The sequence below is a fragment of the Paenarthrobacter sp. NPDC057981 genome (assembly GCF_042886835.1).
GTDB lineage: Bacteria > Actinomycetota > Actinomycetes > Actinomycetales > Micrococcaceae > Arthrobacter.
In genome coordinates this window covers 78625-100353 of the sequence record NZ_JBHVQI010000017.1, presented here as the reverse complement: position 1 = coordinate 100353, position 21729 = coordinate 78625, and the positions used below count along the sequence as shown (strand labels likewise).

Here is a 21729-nt window from a genome sequence, read left to right as displayed (position 1 = left end):
AACGCCCGGTCCCATTCCGAACCCGGAAGCTAAGACCCACAGCGCCGATGGTACTGCACCCGGGAGGGTGTGGGAGAGTAGGACACCGCCGGACACACATTCAGAAAGGCCCCAACCACGACGGTTGGGGCCTTTCGACTTTAACAACCACACACGCCATGCAATGAGGGCAGCCTCCTCCACCCCCGGCGCCTCCACCCCCGGCGCCTCCACCCCCGGCGCCTCCACCCCCGGCGCCTCCACCCCCGGCGCCTCCACCCCCGGTAGAGTTGGTGGTCATGGAAAACCTCTTCAGCCACCCTGAACAAGAACCCGAGGCGGCCCGCGAAGGCGAGGATCTTAAGCCACTCATCGTCAACGTCGTTGTGCCCACGACCGTCCCCCACGCCTTCCAGGGGTTCACGGATCATCCTCATCTCTGGTGGCCGCTGGAAGAGGAGAGCGTTTACGGCGCTGGCTCCCACGTGGAGTTCGAGGAAAACCTCATCCTGGAGACGGCCGAGGATGGCCGCACCTCGGTGTGGGGAACTATTGACGACTGGCAGCCTCCGTTGTCCTTCCACGCCAGCTGGTACCCCGCGGGCACCCCTTTGTGGTCCACCGAGATCCGTGTGGTTTTCAGTGCAGTGGAGGGCGGTACGGAAGTCCGCCTGATCCATGACGGCTGGGAGGGTGCAGAAGATCCTGCAGCTTCGAGGGCGTCGTACGCGGACGGCTGGCCACGGGTTCTGGAGCGTTACGCGAGGTTCATGGGCGGAGCAGTTGCCTAGGGTTCGCAGGCTCAACGCAGGGGACTGGCAACTCCTGAAGAAGATTCGTTTGGAGATGCTCGCGGATACGCCCATGGCCTACATCGAGAGCATTGACGCTGCACGACGCCAGACGGACAGTCAATGGCAGGAACGGGCCGTGGCCATGTCCGGTGACGCGAGCATAACGTTGGTGGCTGACGACGGTGAGGACGGCTCCAGGTTCTGTGCCCTCATGCGGGTAGCCGTGAAGCATCCCCAGGATCCGGCAAGGCCGCTCCAGGCAATGCTGATCAGTGTGTACGTAGCACCCGAATTTCGTGGACTTGGATTGGCCGATGAACTCCTGCAGGAGGCGTGCGAGGCGGCGGCTAAGGAGCTCAGCGCGCATTCCCTTGAACTGGGTGTCCACGAGGACAACGCGCGTGCCCAGGCGTTCTACCGCCGCCACGGTTTCGGGATCAACGGCGCCAGCCGTCCGTATCCGCAGGACTCCTCCAGGCTGGAGCTCTTCATGGAGCGCCCGCTGCCGTAGAGACCCCGGACGCCGACATCCGCGCCTAGGTAACAACAGCTTTCGGCACAGCCGTGCTGTTCCGAACCACCAACGTGGTGGGGTGCTCAGCATCGGCGGGCTCAAGGGCCAGGCCGTTGTTGATCGCTCCAAGGAGAGTTTGGACGGCCAAGGCCCCCTGGCCTTTGGCGTCCTGATCGATCGTGGTCAGGCCCAGGACACCTCCAAGGTCGTGTCCGTCGATGCCCATGACGGAGAGGTCCTCAGGAATGCGTAGTCCGAAATCGCGGGCGGCCAGAATGGTACCTATAGCCATTTCATCAGAGGCCGCAAAGACGGCGGTGGGCCGGTCACGTGCACTCGCCAGCAGATGACGCGCAGCGGCGTAGGCGCCTTCGATGGTGAAATCAGCCGAAACGATCCATTCGGGCCTCACTTGGCAGCCGGCGTCGTTCATTGCCTTTTCGAAGCCGCTGCGGCGGGTTCCGGGCAGCTGGAAGTCTTGGTCGTAGGCTTCGTTTCCCGTGATGTGCGCGATCTTGCTGTGGCCGAGTCCCAACAGATGGTTGGTGGCCTGCATTGCGATGCCGACATCGTTGATCCGAATAGTCGAAGCTCCCGGAAGTGGACCGCCAATGCCGACGATGGGCCGGTGCATGGCGTGGAGTTGCCGGGTCTCACGTTCGCTGAGCTCCAGGGACACGGCGATCACGGCGTCGACGCGTTTGCGCAGCAGGAAATCGCTGAAGACACTGTGCCGGCGCGCAGGGTCTTCGCCGATGTTGTACAGGGTGAGGTCGTAGCCGGCTTCGAGGAGCGCTGCTGAAGCACCCTCGACCACCGCTGAATAGAACCAGCGGTGGACCGAGGGAACCACCAGGCCAACGTTGTGCGTACGGCCGGAGGCCAGGCTGGAGGCATGGTAGGACAACACAAAACCGAGCTCGGCAGCCGCGGCGCGTGCACGCTCCCGGCTGGCGGGGGAGACGTGCCCTTTGCCGCTCAAGGCCCGCGACACCGTGGCGACGGAAAGCCCTGCGTGCTCGGCTACGTCCTTGATGCCGGTCATGCTGCTCCTTGGTGGGAAATTAGCTGGCTGACAGCCAGATTGTCTCCCCCGAGCCTAGTGGATGCGTGGCTTCGGCCGCGGAGCTGCGCAGGATGACCTCGCCCGCTGGCAGCGGGAGGGGTTCTGCCCCGACATTCATGATTACCAGGGTGTTTCCGTTGAGATAGGCGAGGGTGGATTCCGTGCAGTAGTCCTCCACCCAGGCGAGCGACCCTGCGCCCAACCGCAACCGCGCCCGTTCGGCAAGCAGCGCGCGGTACAGGTTAAGGTGCGACGCCGGATCGGACTCCTGCTGGTCCCTCGCCAACGTGGGCCAGGACTCGGGTTGCGGCAGCCAGGGATCCAGGCCGTGCCCAAATCCAGCGTGGGTTTCAGCGGAACGCCAGGGCAGCGGTACTCGGCAGCCGTCGCGTCCGATTCTTGCCCCGCCAGTGCGGGCGAACGTGGGGTCCTGGCGCATGCTTGCCGGGATGCTCGTGGAGTCGGGAAGGCCAAGCTCTTCGCCTTGGTAGAGGTACGCCCCGCCCGGCAGGCCGAGCATGAACGCGGTTGCTGCGGCAGCCCGCCGTCGTCCGAGTTCTTCGTTGGGTTGGACGTCGTCCGGACCGATGCCGTCGCCGTCGCGGGGGCCCGGGCCGTCGTAGCCGAAGCGCGAGACGTGGCGGACGACGTCGTGGTTGGACAGAACCCAGGTGCTCGGGGCGCCCACGGCGTCCAAGGAGATCAGCGAGTCGGTGATGATCTGGCGCAGGCGGTGGAGGTCCAGGCCTGCGTGCAGGTAGGGGAAGTTGAAAGCCTGGTGCATTTCGTCAGGGCGGACCCATTGGGCCAGGCGGGGGAGCGGATCCACGTTGGCCTCGGCGCACAGGATGCGGTCCGGGCCGTACTCTTCCAGGATGGAACGCCAGCGGCGGTAAATGTCGTGCAGGGCTGGCTGGCCAAACATGGGAGCGTCCTGCCCCGGGAAGCCTTCTGAACTGTTGCCGTCGGCCCGTCCGCCCCAGTTCGGCAGGCCGGGAGCCTTGACCAGTGCATGGGCTACGTCCACCCGGAAGCCGGAAATTCCACGGTTCAACCAGAAGCGGAGGACGCGTTCGAATTCGGTGTGGACCGCAGGGTTGTCCCAGTTGAAGTCCGGCTGCGAGGAATCGAAGAGGTGGAGGTACCACTGTCCTGCCTGGCCGTCCGGCTCGATGACCCGGGTCCAGGCCGGTCCGCCGAAGTGCGACTGCCAGTTGTTGGGTGGTTCGTTGCCGTCCGGTCCAAGTCCGTCCCGGAAAATGAAGACCTCGCGCTCGGGACTGTGCGGTCCCGCTGCCAAAGCGGCCTGGAAAGCGACGTGCTGATCCGAGCAGTGGTTGGGGACGATGTCGGCAATCACCCGGAGATTGAGCCTGTTGGCTTCGGCAATCAGGGCATCGAAGTCTGTCAGCGTTCCGAACAGGGGATCGACGTCGCAATAGTCGCTGACGTCGTACCCGGCGTCACGCTGCGGCGAGCGGTAGAACGGCGACAACCAGACGGCGTCGACTCCCAGGCCTGCCAGCTGCGCGAGCTCGGCGGTGATGCCCGCGAGGTCGCCGATGCCATCGCCATTGAGGTCCCGGAAGGACCGCGGATAGATCTGGTAAATCACTGCGGAACGCCACCAACCGTGGGCCGTGGAGGCATCGTGGATGGGGGTGATTTGCGTAAACGCTGCAGGGGGCTCGAGGGCGGAATCCTGGAGCAAGGAATCAACGGACATGGAGTCATCGTAGAAGAGGATCGCCAAAATTGTAAACGTTTCCAGTGCTAAGGCTGCTGTTATTACAAGCCTTTAGCTATGCATGCCGTATTGCGTGCAGTGTGACAGCCGCACGGGTGGAAACGTTTGCAGACGCGGCCCTGAAAGCATCCGCGATGCTCTGGCTAGACTGGCCTGAAGACTGCGAAGACTGCCGGTTTGGCGTGTCCGCGGTGCTCATGTGGAGGGAATGTCTTGTCGGACGAAACGGCCATCGCCGGAACATCAGCAGAAAGCATCAGAAGCCGCACCATCGGTGAGGCAGAAGCCGGGGTGCGCACTGAACGTGTAGCCTTCCTTGACGAGCTCGCCACCGGGCTTGAGGCCCGGCAGGTAGCCAGGGACGAAGCAACTTTGACGGTCTACTCGATCGATCAAGGCCCAATGATTGAGCGACACCTGCCGCTCGCCGTCGTGTGGGCAGAATCGGTGGACGACGTGCAGCACGTAGTTCGTAGTTGCGCGGCCCACCAGGTACCGATCGTCGCCCGAGGCGCCGGAACCGGCGTGTCGGGAGGGGCCCACGCCACCGAAGGCTGCATAGTGCTGAGCCTGGAACGGATGAACCGCATCCTGGACCTTAACCCCGACGACGAGACCGCCGTCGTCGAACCCGGCGTCATCAACGCCGACCTGAATGTTGCCGCCGCGGAATACGGCCTCATGTACGCGCCCGACCCCGCCAGCTACAAAATGTCCACCATCGGCGGCAACGTAGCCACCAATGCCGGAGGACTTCGCTGCGCCAAATACGGGGTGACGCGCGATTCGGTACTGGCGCTGGATGTCGTCATGGCGGATGGGTCACTGATGCATACCGGCCACCAGACCTTCAAAGGCGTGGCCGGCTACGACCTCACCGCGCTGCTGGTGGGCTCGGAAGGAACCCTCGGCATCGTGGTGGGGGTGACCGTCCGGCTGAAATACCTGCCGCGGGAAGTCCACACCATCGCCGCGTTCTACCAGGACTTCCGCGGTGCGGCCGCGGGCGTTCTGGCCGTTGGCAAGGCGCGCGTGCAGCCAGCCATCATGGAATTGCTCGACAACGGAACACTGGTCCAGCTTGATGAACTCCACGGTGGGGATCTGCAAAAGCGTGGCAAGTCGTTGCTCCTGATCCAAACCGACGGTTTCGGTGCGGCTGCAGAGGCCGACGTCGTGCGGCAGGTTCTCGCCGCGGGCGGCGCCACCGTGACCACGGAAGCCAGCGCCGAGGCTGAAATGCTGGTGGAAATTCGCCGCAACAGCCGCGGCGTGGAGGTGGACGATGAGTTCAGGGTAGGCGAGGACATCGCCGTGCCGCGGTCACGCCTGGTGGACTTCGTGGCCTCGCTCGAGGCAATGGCCAAGCGCTTCGAGGTCAACCTCAAAGTGGTGGCCCACGCCGGCGACGGTAACCTGCACCCAACGTTCTGGATGGACCGGGTCGATCCCGCAACAGACGCCGATGCCCTGGTGCGACTCAATGCTGCCCTGGACGAATCGATCCGTGTGGGCCTGGAGATGGGTGGCACCATCACCGGTGAGCATGGGGTAGGGCAGTACAAGCTGCGGTGGCTCGGGCTGGAGCAGCCTGAGCCGGTGCGCGAGCTGCAGCGCAGGATCAAAGAGCTGTTTGATCCGCAGGGGATCCTGAACCCGGGGAAGGCCATCTAGCGGGTTTTTGTACAGCTAACGCGCTCAAAAGGGCGTCTTAAGGACGTTAGCTGTACAAAAACTCCATGGGGGCGGGCGTAACTCCGAAGGGGCGGGCGTGTGGCGGGGTTCCTGGATCCCACGAATTGGTATCCCAAGGCTGTCACTACGTAAGGCCTGGTTACTTCGTGCCGCTTGTGGACGCGGATTTACATCCGGACGATCAACCCATACTCTTGTTTGGTATACCAAAGAAGCTATGAGGAGATCGACGTGTCAGAACAGCGCCGGGTGGTGCCCCAACCTTCGGGACGTCGCTCCCACGTCTCAACGGCTTTGGTGTTGCTCGCCTTGGTGCTGGTGTCTGTCAATCTCCGTCCCGCCATCACCACCGTTGCAGGCGTCATGGCGCAGGTACCCGGAGTGTTCGGCCTGGATCCGGCTTTGCTGCCCTTGTTGGGCACCCTGCCTGTGTTGGCTTTCGGCGTGTCCGGGCCGATCGGACCGTGGTTGGCCCGACGCCTCGGGACGGGCCGGGCCGTCGCCGTCGCGCTTCTGGTATTGGCGGCAGCATTGATTATTCGGTCGACCGTACCGACACTCCTGCTGCCAGGGACCTTCTTGGCCGGTATGTCCATCATGACCGCCAGTGTGCTGGTGCCCCAGATCGTCAAGGCCAACAGAGGGACTGGTTGGTGGACGGGTCTGTGCACCATGGGATTTGGTCTGGGCGCTGCGCTTGGAGCAGGCCTGGTCCAGCCACTGGAACAGGCCTTTGGCGGCAATCTGGCTTCAGCCCTGGCGGTGTGGGCTGTCCCGGCCCTCATCGGCGCATTCCTGATTCACCGCTCCGGAGGACGGCCGACGGCGGCACTCGCGTCCTCCGCGTCCGTCACCACGGCGGTCGTCACCACGGCGGTCGGCGCCGAAGCAGCGACGACGGGAGCCCCGCCGTCGGACGTTAGCGCTCCGCTCCGAAGGCAACCCACCGCGTGGGCCGTGACGGCGTTCTTTGGCCTGCAGGCCATGCTGTACTTCGCCATCACATCCTGGCTGGCGGTCTACCTGGTATCCCGTGGACTTGGCTCTGCCGATGCCGCTGCGCTCCTTGCGTGGTTCAGCCTCGCCGGACTCCCGGCCAGCCTGTTGGCTCCCGTGCTGGCCAGCCGGCCTGTGATCCTTCGGATCCTGGCGCCGGGTCTGGGACTCTCTGTGGCTGCGGCACTGCTGGGTGTTCTGGTGGCGCCTGCGGAGCTCCAGTTCCTGGCAGTGGGGATCCTGGGGGTTGTGCAGAGTGCCGGGTTCGGACTCGGCATGGCGTTGGTGGTGATTCGATCAGCCGGACCGGAGTCGGCCGGGAAACTGTCCGCCATGAGCCAAGGGTTTGGCTTCGCGCTGGCCTCGTTGGGTCCGTTGCTGGCAGGGCTACTGCACGAGATGACCGGAGGCTGGGAGGTAACCTTCTGCGTGCTGGCCGCGGAAGCGGTGGTGCTCGCCGTCGCCGGCTTCTTCGCCATCCGCGGGCCTTTGGTGAGCGTCGGTCCCGGGACTGTCAGAGGGCAATCCAGCGGCGTATCCTCGCGGTATGAGCAACTCATCATCGACGAACCAGCCAAGTAGCCCGGCCACGGAAATCCTTGAAACCAACGAATGCTGGGAGCTGCTCCGCGGCGTTTCTGTGGGCCGGCTGGCCGTGGTGGTGGACCACCACCCGGACATTTTTCCCGTGAACTACAAGGTGGACCACGGCACCATGGTGTTCCGGACAGGAGAAGGCACCAAGCTGCACGCGGCACTCAGCGATACCCCTGTCGCCATCGAGGCCGACGGCGTGAATCCTGAAACCGGAGTGGCCTGGAGCGTAGTCGTCAAGGGACAAGCCACCGCCGTGAGCCTGACCCAGGAAGTGCTGGATACCATCGGCCTCCTGCTCTTCCCCTGGGAGGCGGGCCAGAAAGACCAGTTCATCAGGATCATTCCCTCTTCCGTGACCGGACGCCGGTTCATGGTGACACCACCGGATACGTGGTGGACCCCCATGGATGGAGCGCCCACAGCGAGGAGTGAGTAGGCCGGGAATGACAAACCCGCCCTTACGCGGAGCCCTCACCGTACGACGGCCAGGGCTCCGTGCAAGAGCGGGTTCGGCAACAGCTAAACGAGTTCCAGCTGGTCCGCCACAACGCGACCGGCGTGAATGACCGTGCGGTCCTTGCCCCGGTCCATCACCGTGGAGGCCACGGTTTCGCCGTCCACCAGGAGCAACTCCGCGGGATCGCCGACCTCGACGCCGGGACGGTGGGCGGTGTCCTTCAGCCTGGTCGCGTCGGGGTCCAGAATGCTGGCGCCACCGATGGTGGCGATAGCCAGGCAGTGCTCAATCAGCTCGTCCTTCCGGAAACCGTGGGTGAAGGCCAGCTGCCAGGTCCGGTCCAGCATGTCCGTGTTGCCATAGGGGGACCAGTAGTCGCGCTGGCCGTCCTCGCCCAGGCCAAGGCGGACCCCGGCCTCGGTCAGCAGAGGTATGGGCAGCTGACCGGCGGCAGCGGGAGCAACCGAAGCCAAGGAGACGTCAAGCTCCGCGAAGGCATCAATCAACCTCCGGGTGGTGGACTCATTAACGCTGCCCAGTTGGTAGGCATGGGACATGGTCACCTTGCCCTGCATGCCCAACGCGCGGGTGCGCTCCAGTACCAGATCGGTGCTGAAGACCCCCAGCTCGCCCGGTTCGTGGAGGTGGATATCGATGGGAACCTGGTATTTCTCCGCCAGGCCGAACACGATGTCCAGATGCTTGGCCGGATCCCGGTCCAAACTGCAGGGATCGATCCCGCCCATCACGTTGGCCCCGGCTTTGAGGGCTTCTTCCATGAGTTCCACGGTGCCCTCCTCCAGCAACAGGCCGGCCTGCGGGAAGGCGATGAGGTCCACGGACGCCTGCGCCGCGAACTTCTCCTTGGCGGCAGCAACGGCCTCGAAACGCTCCAGACGGCAGTCCACGTCGACCTGGGCGTAGGAACGCACCCGGGTCGTGCCCCGCGCGATCATCCGGCCCAGGGTGTCGTTCACACGGTCCTGCAAGGGCACCTCGGCGTTGCGCCAGTTCTGCCGGTCGTTCATCATCATGGTCCACACACCCGGGCCGCCGGTGTGCTCACGGAACGGCAAGCCGACCCGGGTGGAATCCAAGTGGACGTGCACGTCGGAAAAGGACGGCAGCAGCAAGCGCCCACGGCCTTCCACTACGGTCACGTCACCTGGAATGACGCGTGACGGGTCATGCGGTTCGACGGCGGTGATCTTGCCGCCCGCTTCGACGCCGCCCGCTTCGGCGCCGCCCGCTTCGCCTGCGGCGAGGGTGACGTCGCTGAGGGCCTGCCCCCAGGGGCGGACGGCGCGGATCAGGGTATTCAATGGTTGCTCCTTCGGTTGTGAATCCATTGACTGCCGGTTATTGCGCGGCGGTCAAGACTTTTGCGGCATTGTCCACGTGGTGGCAGGCCGGCGAGGCGGGGGTGGCCGGTGCAGGAATCGAGTCGATGCAGCGCCGGCGTTGTTCCTCCGGCAGCGTGCCAATCAGCGGGCAACGGGTCCGGAAGACACATCCGCTGGGCGGATTGGCGGGAGAGGGGAGATCACCCCGGAGCCGCACCTTCACCTGTTCCCGGGCAGCACGCGGATCCGGCAGCGGGACCGCGGACAGCAGGGCCTTGGTGTACGGGTGCAAGGGGTTGCTGAACAAAGCATCACGGGGTCCTTGTTCCACGATCTTGCCCAAGTACATCACAGCGACTTCGTGGGAGATGTGCCGGACCACAGAGAGATCGTGCGCAATGAAGATGTAGGAAACCCCGGTGTCGCGCTGGATTTGCTGCAGAAGGTTCACCACCTGCGCCTGCACCGAAACGTCCAAGGCGGACACAGGTTCGTCGCACACGATCACCGACGGATTCAGTGATATGGCCCGGGCGATGCCCACCCGCTGCCGCTGCCCGCCGGAAAATTCATGGGGGAAGCGGTTGTAGTGCTCCGGCTTGAGGCCCACCTGGTCCAGGAGTTCCTTGACCCTGTTCTTGAGTCCACCCGGAGGGTTGATCTTCTGCGCCACCATGGGAGCCGCGATGGCGGTCCCCACGGATTGCCGCGGGTTCAGGGATGCGAAAGGGTCCTGGAAGATCATCTGGACCTTGCGCCGGAAGTTGTACAGGTCCCGGCCGCGCAGCTGGCTGATGTCCTCGCCGTCCACCAGGATTCGTCCGCCGGTCGGATCCAGTAGCCGGGCCACCATGCGTCCGGTGGTCGACTTACCGCACCCGGACTCACCGACCAGCCCCAAAGTCTGGCCTCGGGCGAGACTGAACGATACGCCGTCGACCGCTTTTACCGAACGTTTGGGGGCGCCCGGAAGGAGGCCGCCCTTCAGCGGGAAATGCTTCTGCAGGTTCTCAACCTGGAGGATTGCTTGCTGTTCCATGGCAGTCCTAACGGGAATTCCGGATGGTGATGATCTGTGGGCCGCTCAGGTGGCAACGCGTGCCGTGCCCATCTTCGACGCGAAGCCCGGGCCGTTGACTGATGCAGACGCCGTCGCCGGCAAGGTCGGCGTACTGGCACCGTGCGCTGAAGATGCAGCCCTTGGGCAGGTCAAGGAGCGACGGCGGCTGGCCGGGGATGGGGGTCAGCTGGCTTGCGGAGCTGTTGAGGGTCGGCATCGAGTTCAGCAGACCCAAGGTGTAGGGGTGCTGGGTGTCGTAGAAGACTTCGTCCACCGTTCCGGACTCGACACACTGGCCGCCGTACATGACCAAAACGTTGTCGCAGACCTCAGCCACGACGCCGAGGTCGTGGGTAATGAGGATGAGCGCCGAGTTGGTCTCCTCCTGGAGCTCTGACATGAGATCCAGGATCTGCGCTTGGACCGTCACATCCAAGGCTGTGGTGGGCTCATCTGCGATCAGGAGTTCGGGTTCGCAAATCAGCGCCATCGCGATCATGGCACGTTGGCGCATGCCGCCGGAAAAGTGGTGCGGGTACTCGTCGTAGCGCTGCTCCGGGCTGGGGATTCCCACCCTTCCCAGCATGTCGACGGCGGCAGCCCGGGCCTGCTTCTTGCTGGCCTTGTTATGGACCAGGTACGCCTCGGCGATCTGGTGCCCCACCGTGTAAAAGGGGTGAAGGGCCGAGAGCGGATCCTGGAAGATCATGCCGATGTTGCGGCCGCGGAGTTGGCGCATGGCCGACTCCGGCAGGGCCACCAAGTCCTTGCCCTGGAACATTGCCTGGCCGGTCACCTTGGCCGAGGTGCCCTTCAACAGGCCCATCAGCGCCTGGCTGGTGACGGACTTTCCGGAGCCCGATTCGCCCACGATGCCAAGGGTCTGGCCGCGATCCAGCGTGAAGTCCATGCCATTCACTGCGGAGACAACGCCGTCGTCCGTAGGGAATTTCACGGTCAGGTCGCGGACCTCAAGGAAAGGCGCGGTAGCTGTGGCGCTCGCCGATGTTGTTGCGGTGTGCAGCTGGGTCATTGGAGCCTCACTCGGGGATCGATGGCGGCATAGGCGAGGTCCACGGCAACGTTGGCGACGATGACGAAGAACGCCGCCAGCATGGTGATGGCCATGGTGACAGGGAGGTCGCCGGAGATGGCGGCGTGCACTGCCGTGAAACCCAGCCCGGGGACGGAGAAGATCTGCTCCGTGAGGACAGCGCCACCGAGCAAGAGGCCAATGTCCATGCCCAGCATCGTCACTACCGGGGTAATTCCGGCCCGGACGCCGTGCTTGAACGTGACGGTCCGGGGTGCGAGGCCTTTCGCGCGTGCTGTGCGGATGAAGTCCTCACCGAACGTCTCAATCATGTTGGTGCGCGTCACCCGGATGTAGGAGGCGCTGAAGAGCACTGCCAAGGCGATCCAGGGCAGCAGGTAATTGGCCACCCAGGCTCCCGGACCCTGTGGACCGAACGGGCTGTTGATCTCGTTGGTGGTGAAGGGCAGCAGATGGAGTTGGTTGACGAACAAGAGCAGCAGGAAGAGGCCTGTGACGGGGATGGGCAGCGACACGCCCACAGAGGCGGCCCCCACGATGAACTTGTCCACCGGAGTTCCCTTGCGCAACGCAGCGAGGAGGCCGAGCCCCACGCCCGTGATGGTCCAGAGCACCAACGCGCCGATGGCCATGGAGAACGTGTAGGGGAGAGAACGGCCGATGATGTCAGCGACGTTCTCGTTGGTTTGGAAGGACTTGCCCAGGCAAGGCCATTCGCAGAGGGTCTGTGCCCCCGGGGCTCCGATCATCCTCGAGGAGAAGAGCCCTCGGATGTAGTCGAAGTACTGGATGAAAAACGGTTGATCCATGCCCAAGGCAACACGGGCCTCGGAGACGCGCTCGGGTGTGCACTCCTGGCCGCAGGCAGCCGCTGCGGGGTCGGACGGTCCCAGCTGGAACAAGGTGAAGGTGATGAAACTTACCGCGAAGAGGAGCAGGACCAAAGATCCGGCCCGGCGAAGAATGAACGTCATCATGGTGGTGGTTGCGGGCCGCCCGCTACTGCAGGCGGCCCGCTTCTCCTTCTGGACTAATGGTTCGAAAGCGCAGTTAGTGCTCGACGCCGACGATCGAGAGGTCGATGCCACCGAAGAAGTAGCCCACCTGTGCGTTGCGGACATTGGAGCCCACCACGCTGTTGGTGTGGGTGCGGATGAGCGGCACAATCGGGTAGGTCTTCAACGCCGTACCAAAGGCTTCCGACCACTTCTTACCGAGTTCCTCGGAGGAGCCGTCCGTGTTGCGCAGCTCGAACATCGTCTTGGAAACTACGGGATCGAAGTAGCGGGACGTGTTGGAGAAGCCGTAGCTGGTGCCGTCATTGTTCGGTCCCAGCAACGGATCCGCGGAGGTGCGGACGGATGCCGGGTCGGCGCCGCCACACCAACCGGAACGGCCCATGTCCGGGAGCTGCTCGCTTGCAAGGACCGAGTAGTAGTTCGGGGCAGGAATCGGCACGAGCTCCACCTCGATTCCCAGGGCCTTCAGGTTCTGCTGGACCACGGTGCCGGTGTTCTTGAAAGCATCGCGGTTGTTGGCGTAGCCGTAAGTGAGGGTCTTGGGGTACTCCTTGCCCTCGAGCAGCTTCTTGGCTTCTTCGAGTTTGGGCTTACCGGCCGGATCCAGTTCCAGCTGCGTCTCCACGTAGCCGCGCATCTTGTCGTTCAGCGGGCTCTGGGTCAGTTCGCCAAAGCGTCGTCCGCCGTACTGCACCAGAATCGATTGGCGGTCCAGGGCCAGGGCGATCGCCTTACGGACATCCGGGTCCTTGATCTTTTCCGTGTTCAGGCTCAGGACGTCGTTGCAGCCAAGCAGTCCGGATGCCACACGGTCCTTGACCTTGGCGTCAGCGAGCTTCGCCGAGTCCGAGGTCTGCAGGGCGCCGTTGGAATCAAGCGTGATGGCGTTTGGATCCGAGTCCGCCAGCAGCTGTTGGCTGATGGTGGCCTGGGACGTGGAGAGGGAGAAGCTGAACGTGTCCGGAAGCGCCGAACGGTTGGGGTCCGTGGACGGATCCCAGTGCGGGTTGCGGACCAGCTTCAACGACTTGCCCCGGTTGTAGGACTCCACCATGTACGGACCGGACGATACCGGGTGGTTGGTGTAGTCCAGCTTGGTGTCCTTGGCCTTGGGGACCGGCGCGGTGTTGGACCGGGAAGCCAGCGCCGGGAATTCGGCGAACGGCTTCTTCAGGTGGAAGACCACGGTGCGCTCGTCCGGTGTTTCAACCGCCTTGAGCACAGCGGAAGGATCCTTGTAAGGCCCCTTGTACCCGCCGGCGTCGAGCGCTGCATTCAACTCCTGCGGCGCCTGGGTGAACACGTCCTGCGCAAAGGTGCGCTCCACGCCGTACTTGATGTCGGCCGAAGTGATGGGCGTGCCGTCCTCGAACTTCACGCCTTCCTTGAGGGTGAAGGTCCAGCTCAGGCCGTCGTCGGAAGCCTTGCCGGTGTCCGTAGCGAGGTCCGGCACCACTGTCGGCGGTTGCCCCGCCGTTTCCTTGGCCATGGTGAGTGTCCGGTAGTAGAGCTGTCCGACGTTGGCGGTCTGAACGTAGTTGCTGTTTCCGGGATCCAAGGTCTGGAAGTCCGAGGACATCAGGACGTTGATGTTGCCGCCCTTGCCGGTGAAGCCGGACTTGACCACAACGGGCGCCAGTTCGGTGACGGATTCGGCAGGCTTGGAACTGCCGGGCTGGTTTTGACCTGCCGCGCAGCCGGTAGCGGCCACTGCGATCAGCACGGAAAGCGCCAGTGCTCTCGTGGGGGTTTTCATAATGCTCCTAGGGATGTGAGTGAAACGGAGGTTTGTTAGTGGCGTGAGGCCTTGGGATCGAGTGCATCCCGGACGGCATCGCCCAGGAGGTTGAACGCCAGCACGGTGACGATGAGCATGACGCCCGGGACGGCAAGGAACCATGGATCGCTGAGGTACCAGTTGCCGGATTGGGCGGCGTTGAGCATCTGACCCCACGACGGTGTGGGGTCCTTGACGCCGACGCCCAGAAAGGACAGGGCCGCTTCAGCGGAGATGTTGGTGGGGATCAGCATGGTGGCGTAGACCAGGACGACACCCATGACGTTGGGGATGATCTGTTTGAACAGGACGCTCAAATGCGACGCACCGAAGGATCGCGCGGCTTCGACGAACTCGCGCTCGCGGAGGCTCAGCACCTGGCCGCGGACGATCCTGGCGAGGTAGGCCCAGCCAAAGAAGCCAAGGATGATCACGAGCGAGGCCATGGGGAGGAAGCTGCCTTCGCCCAGCGGGGTGTCGCGGAGGCGTGACTGCAGGATGGGCGTGAGGGAGAGCACCAACAGAAGGTGCGGGAAGGCGAGGAACAGGTCCATGATCCGGCTGATGATGGCGTCGGTCTTGCCGCCAAAGTAGCCGGCGGCGGCGCCGAGGACCGTTCCAAGGACCACGGAAACCGCCGTGGACAGCAAGGCGATGGTCAGGGAAACCTGGCCGCCGTATGCGAGCCTGGCGAAGAGGTCCCGGCCCAGGCCGGGCTCCACGCCCAACCAGTGCTGGGCCGAGGGGTACATGTAACCGGGGAGGGGCAGCCCGGGGGTCTGGAAATCGTCCAGTACTTCAGGGCTGGTGTTTGAGGTGAAGGGGTCGTTCCCGGACATTGCGCTGAGCACGGGTGCCAGGACCGCGAACAGCATGATCGCCACGACGACGCACAAGCTGGTGAGGGCGATCTTGCTGCGCCTGATCCTCATCCACGCGGTGGCGAGCAGGGATCGTGCTTCGGCGGTGGCGGCGGCAGTGCCCTCCGGCGTCGTCGCCAGCGTCGTTGCTGGTGGAAGCGGCGGGCTGCCGGTGTTGGGCTCGACGGACTGTATTTGGGTCAACGGTTCTGCTCGTTTCATGATCTGGAGCGGGCTCCGGAGTTCTTGTATACCAAAATAGATTAGATCAGGATTCATGCGATGTAAATCACAAATAATGTACTGTTTGGAATACCAGAGACTATTACGAGCTGTCCTTCCCGGACAGGAAACAGGAGCTGCCGTGCCCACCAAGGTCACCGCCCGCTATGTGCTGGGCCATCACAATGGACACCATGTCCTGCTCGAGAACGCCTGCGTGGTCTACAGCGGCCACACCATCGACTACGTGGGCCATGACTATGCCGGCCCGGTGGATGAGCGACGTGATCTGGGCGATGCCCTGCTGATGCCGGGATTGATCGACCTGGATGCCCTCACGGACATCGACCACCTCATCCTGGACAGCTGGGCCGGTCCGGAGCAGGCCAAAGGCCATCAGTGGTCGGAGGACTACTTCCGGAATCGCCGCGCCAACGTCTTTACCGCCGAAGAACGCCAGGAGATCCGCGAATACGCCTTGATCCAGCTGGTCCTGCACGGCATCACCACCTACATGCCCATTGCCTCCGAAGTGCACTCCGAATGGGCCGAGCCCGTCGAGGAACTGGTGGGCATGGCGGAGACCAGCCGGCGCCTGGGGCTGCGCGGATACCTCGGCCCCGCCTATCGCTCGGGCGTGAACGTGGTGCTGTCCAACGGTGAACGTTCAGTGATGTTCGACGACGACCGCGGCCGTGAGGGGCTGGCCGGTGCCTTGCGCTTCATTGACTACGCCAACGAACTCAACGATCCCTTGGTCAACGGAGTACTGCTTCCCTGCAGGATAGAGACCTTGGACCTCCAGCTGCTCAAGGAGACTGCAGCTGCCTCCACCGAATGGGACGTCCTGGTGCGCCTTCACTCGCTCCAAGGCCTGGTTGAACGTCAGCTCATCATGGACTGGCACGGCATGACGCCCCTGGAACTCCTGGATCAGGTTGGCCTGCTCAACGAGCGCCTCCTGATACCGCATGCCACCTACACTGACAGAAATCCCGCAGTATACGGCGAAGACCGCGGAGACCTCGCCCGGCTGGCCGACAGTGGCGCCAGCATCATCCACTGCCCCCTGACCTCCATGCGCTACGGCAGCACACTGGATTCCTTCAACGCCTACAAGGAAGCGGGAATCAACATCTCCCTGGGCTCGGACTCTTTCCCGCCCGATCTCATTCGCGGCATCGATGCCGGAGTTCAGCTCGCCAAAATCCTCGCCGGAACCAACGACGCCGGTGACGTCGCCGGGTACTTCGACGCCGCAACCCTGGGCGGTGCGCAGGCGCTAAGGCGCCCTGACCTCGGCCGGCTCGAACCGGGTGCCCAGGCAGACTTGGTGGCGTTCTCCTTGGGGGACATTCGCGACGGCGTACACGAGGACCCGCTGCGAACCCTCCTTCTCAACGGAACAGCCCGCCAGGCCGTGCTGTCAGTAGTAGCCGGACGGACCATCATGGCCGATGGTGCCATCGACGGTGTGGACCTGGATTTCTGGCGGTCCAGGGGGCAGGAACTTTTCGACACGATGCGCCGGGCCTACAGCCAACGTGACATCAGGAACCGTCCTGCCGATGAGCTGTTTCCTCCCGTGTATGCTCGGTTGGAACGCTGACCGGCGCCGACCGGTGACGGGAGCGTACGCAGGATTGAAGGGAAGTTCCACAGTGGCTGAGGCGACGCCGGAAACCGGGAATGGCCGCGATGACGAGGCCCGCGCGGAGAACGTGTACCAACTGGTGCTCGAAGGCATTGTCACAGGCAAATACGCCCAGGGTGCCCGACTGCGTGAACGTGAACTTTCCGAGATCTACAACGTCTCCCGCATCCCGGTCCGTGAGGCCATCCAGCGGCTGGAACAGGACGGCTTCGTGGCCACCTTTCCGCGCCGCGGCGCCGTGGTGCGACAACTGACGCTCACCGACGTCAATGAACTCTTCGACGTCCGGCTCTGCCTGGAGACGTTCGCTGCCCGCATGGCTGCAACCCGCGTGGCCGAAGGTGGCGACGGCGGGCGGCTCGAGGAACTCATGGAGGCCTCCCGTGCGGCCATCGACGACGACCGCACTGACGACGTCGCCTTGATCAGCGCCGAGCTGCACGCCGAAATCGTGCGCCTCTCCGGAAACAGCCTCTTGATCGAGTCGGTGAAGCCGTTGTTCGGGCGCATGCGCTGGATTTTCGGCCTCACCCACAACCGCAGCCACGAACTCCAGCGCGACGAACACACCGAGCTGTGCAATGCGATCCTCAAGGGCAAGCCCGACTTGGCCTACTCCCTGGCGTACTCGCACATTGAACTGGGCCGTGAGCCCGTACTGGCCGGTCTCGCGGAGACCCTGGAACCCTGACTAGTCGTCGGCGTCGGGGTAGGCGTCTTCTTCTTCGTCGTCGTACCGGCCGGATTCTTCCACCTCGACCTCAAGGATCTTGAGCAGTTCCGTGTCCGGGTTCAACATGATGGCTGCCTCGTCGCGGCGGTGCTGCAGCACGGTGTCCAGATACGACTGCACCGTCTCAGCCAGGGGCACGTAGCGGTCCTGCTTCTGGCTCATGTACCAGCGGTGCTCCAGGACTTCGTGCACCACCTCCGCGGGCTCCAGCTTTCCAGCGAGGTGCCTGGGGATGGAACGCACGATGGGTTCGAAGATCTGGCTGACCCAGATGTGGGCACTAATTTCCTCGTCCAAATCCGGGTTGTTGTCAGCGCGGAACTGGTCCATGTCGTTCAGGAGCCTGCGTGCCTGGTTCTCCTGGGCATCCAAACCGGTAAGGCGCAGCAACCGCCGCTGGTGATGGCCGGCGTCGACGACTTTTGGCTGAAGCTGGATGGTGGAGCCGTCCGCCGTGGTCTTGATGGCGTATTCCTCGACGTCGAAGCCGAGCTCGTTGAGGCGACGGATGCGGGCACCCACGCGCCAGCGCTCGCCCAGTTCGAACGATTCCTTCTCAGTCAGCTCTGTCCAGAGCCGGCGGTAGCTGCCCATGATCAGCTCGCTGGTGGCCACTGGATCCACCTTCTCCTCGATGAGCCCGCCGTCGAGGAGGTCCATCAGCTCGCCGGCGATGTTCACACGGGCGATCTCGAGATCGTATTCCCGCTGGCCCATGGACAGGTCCGGGTAGAGCTCGCCCGTCTCCGCATCCACAAGGTACGCCGCAAAGGCGCCCGCATCACGGCGGAACAGCGTGTTGGACAGGGAAACGTCGCCCCAATAGAAGCCAATCAGGTGCAGCCGGACCAGCAGCAGCGCCTGCGCGTCGATCAGACGGGTCAGCGTGTCCTTGCGGAGCATCTGCGAAAACAGGGCGCGGTACGGCATGGAGAACTTCAAGTGCCGGGTCACGAGCACGGGGTTGAGCGGCTTGCCATCGGCTGTGGTGCGGCCCGTAATGACGGCCACGGGCTCCACGCACGGGACGTCCAGACGGGCGAGTTTGCGCAGCATGTGGTACTCATGGCGTGCTACGTGCTCGGAGGTTTCCTTGATGGCGATCACCGAGCCGCCCAAGTGGGCGAAACGGACGATGTGCCGGGAAATACCGCGGGGGAGCGCAGCCAAGTACTCGGCTGGCCAATCCTCCAGGGCGATGTGCCACGGCAGGTCCAGGAGCTCAGGGTCGGCGGCCGCGGCCGTGATGTTCAGCGAACCAATGACGCTGGCCGGAGGCGCAGAATCCTGTGCACTTGCGGCCTCGGTCCGGGGGAGCTTGCCGATCTGCCCGTAGTCGGTTGGTTCGTCGTGCCACTGGGCTTCGTTTTGCTCGCTCATGCCTCAATTGTTCCGTATTCGGGGGATCCCGGCGCACCTGGCGCCGGGAAGGGATCTGCCGGCTTTGCCGACCATTCGACGTCGGGGGCCTCCTGAAAGACGACCCCCTGCTTGGCGAGGCGCTCACCAAAGGCGCCCAGCCGACGTCGGAAGTCGCCGGCGTTGCGGACCTCCTGTTCGGACCAGCCGACTTCCGCAAGGGAAATGGCCCGGGGGTACAGGAGCCACTGTGCCTGTTGGTTGTTGCGCACAGTTTCGGTCCAGAGTGGTCCTTCGATACCCAGGATTTGTTCGTCGTGCAGGCCGCCCTGGGCCGGATCCCAGTTGTAGTACTCGGCCCAGGCGAAGGGCCCGCCCTCAACCCATTCGAGGCCGATGGGGCTTTCCGGAGAGTACTTCTGGTCCAGGTACGTGTTGGCCGCGGGGGACATGATCACAGTGGGTGCGGTAGCGGAGGCTTTCCGGACGGTCGCGTCCAGATCGCCGAACCAGTACTGGATCACCGAACCCTCTGGAAGCTCGACGGCGGCGTACTCGTTCCAGCCGACCACCGCCTTGCCGGTTTCCGCGCCGATCCGAACGAACTCCTGGACCATGGTGATGTAGTCATCGTGCCCGGTGAGGTGGGCCTCGTCGCCGCCTATGTGCACATAAGGGCCGGTCGTGATCGCGGCAAGCTGGCCGAGGACTTCGCGGACGAATTCGTAGGTCACCGGCAGGTCCGCACTCAACGTTGACCATCCCACCTCCGAGGTGGTGCTCATGGGCTTGGCCTGACCGTCCGGGTTGAGCTGGGGGATAGCCGCGAGGGCCGCGTTGACGTGGCCGGGAAGGTCGACCTCAGGTATCACCACCACGTTCTTGGAGGCGGCATAGGCCTGGAGGTCCTTGAAATCCTGCTGGGTATAGAAGCCGGAGGTGCCCCGCGGCGGAATTGCCGTTGGCACCTCCACAGCGCCCTGCCCGCCGATCGCCGTCAGCTGCCGGTAGTCCAGGCCGGAAGGGCTCTCCGCCGGTTGGTGGATCTCGATCCGCCAGCCCTGGTCATCGGTCAAGTGCAGGTGGAGGGCGTTGAACTTGAACTGGGTCATGACATCGATCTGCTCCTTCACCTCCTCCACTGTGAGGAAGTTCCGGGCAACGTCCAGCATGAGCCCGCGGTAGCCAAAGCGGGGGGCGTCCAAAATTTCGACGGCGGGAACCGCCCAGGTGCCGGCGTCGCCGGCGCCGGAGCCGTCCTCAATGGCGGCCGGGAAGAGCTGCCGCAGCGTCTGTACTCCATTGAAGAGGCCCGCAGGGGTGGAGGCCGTAAGCCGGACACCGTCGACGGCGACGTTCAGCGAATAAGCCTCAGGGCCGCCGTCGGGCGATTCATCCAGCTCCAAGGCGATGTCCCCGGGGCGGGAAGCTTCGACGATGGGCAGTTCATGGCCCGTGCCAGAGCGGAGCAACGCGGCCAGCTGTTCGGCGGGCTGCGTGGCGGAGCCGCTGGCTACGATCCTTGCGTCGGCTGCGAGGGTGAAGGCCGGGCCGTTTTGGGGCGCAACGTGGGAGGGCCGGGGAATCAGGTTGTCTGTGGTGTTCATGCCGTTCTTTCCGGGAAGAAGGTTAACGTGATAACGGCCCGACCGGAAGGGTCGGGCCGCCATCACACTGCGGAACGTACAGACGCGATTAGTCGCCCAGGCGCAGGCCCGTCTTGGTGTCGAACAGGTGCACGTGGCCGGACTGCGGACGGACGAAGATGGACTCACCCTTCATCGGAGGGCGGCGGCCGTCGACGCGTGCAACGATGTCGTGGCTCTTGCCATCGAGGACGGTGTGGCCGTAGACGTAAGCGTCGGCGCCGAGCTCTTCGACGACGTCCACCTCAACCTGGAGGCCTTCGCCCTGCGGAGCGGTCTCGAGGTCCTCGGGGCGGGAACCGACGGTGACGGTCTGGCCGTGTGCCTCTTCGAGGACGTCGCGCGGCACGGGGTAAACCGTTCCACCGAACTGGACGCCGCCGTCGACAACCGGCAGTTCCAGCAGGTTCATGGCAGGGGAGCCGATGAAGCCTGCAACGAAAACGTTCTGCGGGCGGTCGTAGAGGTTGCGCGGGGTGTCAACCTGCTGGAGCAGGCCGTCCTTGAGGACTGCTACGCGGTCACCCATGGTCATGGCCTCGACCTGGTCGTGCGTCACGTAAACCGTGGTGACGCCGAGGCGACGGGTCAGGGATGCGATCTGCGTACGGGTCTGGACACGGAGCTTGGCGTCAAGGTTGGACAGCGGCTCATCCATGAGGAAGACCTGCGGGTTACGGACGATTGCACGGCCCATGGCAACACGCTGGCGCTGACCACCGGAGAGTGCCTTCGGCTTGCGGTCCAGGTACTGCTCAAGGTCAAGAAGCTTGGCGGCTTCGCGGACACGCTCTGCGCGCTCTTCCTTGGAGACGCCGGCGATTTTCAGAGCGAAGCCCATGTTGTCCGCAACGGTCATGTGCGGGTACAGGGCGTAGTTCTGGAAGACCATTGCGATGTCGCGGTCCTTCGGGGGAACATCCGTCACGTCGCGGTCACCGATCAGGATGCGGCCGGCGTTCACGTCCTCAAGACCTGCGAGCATGCGCAGGGAGGTGGACTTACCGCAACCGGAGGGTCCAACGAGGACCAGGAATTCGCCATCGGCGATGTCGATGTTGAGCTTATCGACGGCGGGCTTATCTGTGCCCGGGTACAGACGCGTAGCGTTATCAAAAGTAACTGTAGCCACAGTTATCAATCCCTTCACCGGCAGG

The 21729-nt window shown here is 64.0% G+C and carries 18 protein-coding genes and 1 rRNA gene; 8 read left to right on the top strand and 11 right to left on the bottom strand.

From position 1 onward, the window contains the following. From rrf to ACFVSI_RS15665, 3 genes are all read left to right on the top strand, one after another. Positions 1-94 (top strand): 5S ribosomal RNA (gene rrf / locus ACFVSI_RS15675); the annotation flags it as partial. Positions 95-278: 184 nt separating this feature from the next. Then, positions 279-770: an SRPBCC domain-containing protein gene (locus tag ACFVSI_RS15670; protein WP_387825463.1), complete on the top strand. Its 492-nt coding sequence runs from the start codon at positions 279-281 to the stop codon at positions 768-770. Then, positions 763-1284, top strand: a complete 522-nt coding sequence (locus ACFVSI_RS15665) for a GNAT family N-acetyltransferase (RefSeq protein ID WP_387825460.1) — start codon at positions 763-765, stop codon at positions 1282-1284. The genes ACFVSI_RS15670 and ACFVSI_RS15665 overlap by 8 nt, the downstream gene beginning before the upstream one ends. 25 nt (positions 1285-1309) lie before the next feature. Here the strand turns inward: ACFVSI_RS15665 and ACFVSI_RS15660 are convergent, their stop codons facing one another. Beyond that, a complete protein-coding gene (locus ACFVSI_RS15660; protein ID WP_387825457.1) occupies positions 1310-2332 on the bottom strand; it encodes a LacI family DNA-binding transcriptional regulator in 1023 nt (340 codons plus the stop codon). Between the two features lie 19 nt (positions 2333-2351). Further along, the gene (locus ACFVSI_RS15655; RefSeq protein WP_387825454.1) at positions 2352-4079 is read right to left on the bottom strand and encodes a glycoside hydrolase family 13 protein; all 1728 of its coding nucleotides are present in this window, start codon (positions 4077-4079) and stop codon (positions 2352-2354) included. Positions 4080-4313: 234 nt separating this feature from the next. On the opposite strand from ACFVSI_RS15655, the gene ACFVSI_RS15650 reads away from it, so the two are divergent. The 3 genes from ACFVSI_RS15650 to ACFVSI_RS15640 all read left to right on the top strand — a co-directional run bounded on the left by ACFVSI_RS15650 (position 4314) and on the right by ACFVSI_RS15640 (position 7824). Continuing rightward, positions 4314-5774 carry an FAD-binding oxidoreductase gene (locus tag ACFVSI_RS15650; RefSeq protein WP_387825451.1) on the top strand — a complete coding sequence of 487 codons (1461 nt, stop codon included), beginning with the start codon at positions 4314-4316 and terminating at the stop codon, positions 5772-5774. Between the two features lie 252 nt (positions 5775-6026). Further along, positions 6027-7373, top strand: a complete 1347-nt coding sequence (locus tag ACFVSI_RS15645) for an MFS transporter (protein ID WP_387825448.1) — start codon at positions 6027-6029, stop codon at positions 7371-7373. After that, positions 7339-7824, top strand: coding sequence for a pyridoxamine 5'-phosphate oxidase family protein (locus ACFVSI_RS15640; protein WP_387825445.1), 486 nt, complete (start codon positions 7339-7341; stop codon positions 7822-7824). Before ACFVSI_RS15645 ends, ACFVSI_RS15640 begins: the two co-directional genes overlap by 35 nt. An 83-nt stretch (positions 7825-7907) precedes the next feature. On the opposite strand, the gene ACFVSI_RS15635 is transcribed toward ACFVSI_RS15640, so the two are convergent. From ACFVSI_RS15635 to ACFVSI_RS15610, 6 genes are all read right to left on the bottom strand, one after another. Continuing rightward, on the bottom strand, positions 7908-9167 hold the full coding sequence (locus ACFVSI_RS15635) for an amidohydrolase family protein (protein ID WP_387825442.1): 1260 nt from the start codon (positions 9165-9167) through the stop codon (positions 7908-7910). 37 nt (positions 9168-9204) lie between these two features. Next, positions 9205-10227, bottom strand: a complete 1023-nt coding sequence (locus ACFVSI_RS15630; protein WP_387825439.1) for an ABC transporter ATP-binding protein — start codon at positions 10225-10227, stop codon at positions 9205-9207. A 7-nt stretch (positions 10228-10234) separates the two neighbouring features. Next, entirely contained in the window at positions 10235-11281 is a 1047-nt protein-coding gene (locus ACFVSI_RS15625; RefSeq protein WP_387825436.1) for an ABC transporter ATP-binding protein, read from the bottom strand. Beyond that, the gene (locus ACFVSI_RS15620) at positions 11278-12279 is read right to left on the bottom strand and encodes an ABC transporter permease (protein WP_144662842.1); all 1002 of its coding nucleotides are present in this window, start codon (positions 12277-12279) and stop codon (positions 11278-11280) included. Before ACFVSI_RS15620 ends, ACFVSI_RS15625 begins: the two co-directional genes overlap by 4 nt. Before the next feature lie 73 nt (positions 12280-12352). Continuing rightward, positions 12353-14077: an ABC transporter substrate-binding protein gene (locus tag ACFVSI_RS15615; protein ID WP_387825433.1), complete on the bottom strand. Its 1725-nt coding sequence runs from the start codon at positions 14075-14077 to the stop codon at positions 12353-12355. Between the two features lie 35 nt (positions 14078-14112). After that, positions 14113-15180 (bottom strand): ABC transporter permease, encoded by a 1068-nt coding sequence (locus ACFVSI_RS15610; RefSeq protein ID WP_387825430.1) that lies wholly within the window; start codon positions 15178-15180, stop codon positions 14113-14115. A gap of 142 nt (positions 15181-15322) precedes the next feature. Between ACFVSI_RS15610 and ACFVSI_RS15605 the strand changes: the two genes are divergently transcribed. Together ACFVSI_RS15605 and ACFVSI_RS15600 are read left to right on the top strand one after the other, a co-directional pair. Further along, a complete protein-coding gene (locus ACFVSI_RS15605) occupies positions 15323-16789 on the top strand; it encodes a chlorohydrolase family protein (protein ID WP_387825426.1) in 1467 nt (488 codons plus the stop codon). Between the two features lie 52 nt (positions 16790-16841). Next, complete coding sequence (locus ACFVSI_RS15600) at positions 16842-17525, top strand: GntR family transcriptional regulator (RefSeq protein ID WP_260842513.1); 684 nt, start codon at positions 16842-16844, stop codon at positions 17523-17525. Here ACFVSI_RS15600 and ACFVSI_RS15595 read toward each other — a convergent pair whose 3' ends face one another. The 3 genes from ACFVSI_RS15595 to ACFVSI_RS15585 form a co-directional block, all read right to left on the bottom strand. Then, positions 17526-18947: a DUF4032 domain-containing protein gene (locus tag ACFVSI_RS15595; protein WP_274262604.1), complete on the bottom strand. Its 1422-nt coding sequence runs from the start codon at positions 18945-18947 to the stop codon at positions 17526-17528. Continuing rightward, entirely contained in the window at positions 18944-20533 is a 1590-nt protein-coding gene (locus ACFVSI_RS15590) for a beta-N-acetylhexosaminidase (protein WP_387825422.1), read from the bottom strand. Before ACFVSI_RS15590 ends, ACFVSI_RS15595 begins: the two co-directional genes overlap by 4 nt. Before the next feature lie 88 nt (positions 20534-20621). Then, positions 20622-21704, bottom strand: a complete 1083-nt coding sequence (locus tag ACFVSI_RS15585) for an ABC transporter ATP-binding protein (protein WP_262277492.1) — start codon at positions 21702-21704, stop codon at positions 20622-20624. Positions 21705-21729 lie beyond the last annotated feature (25 nt).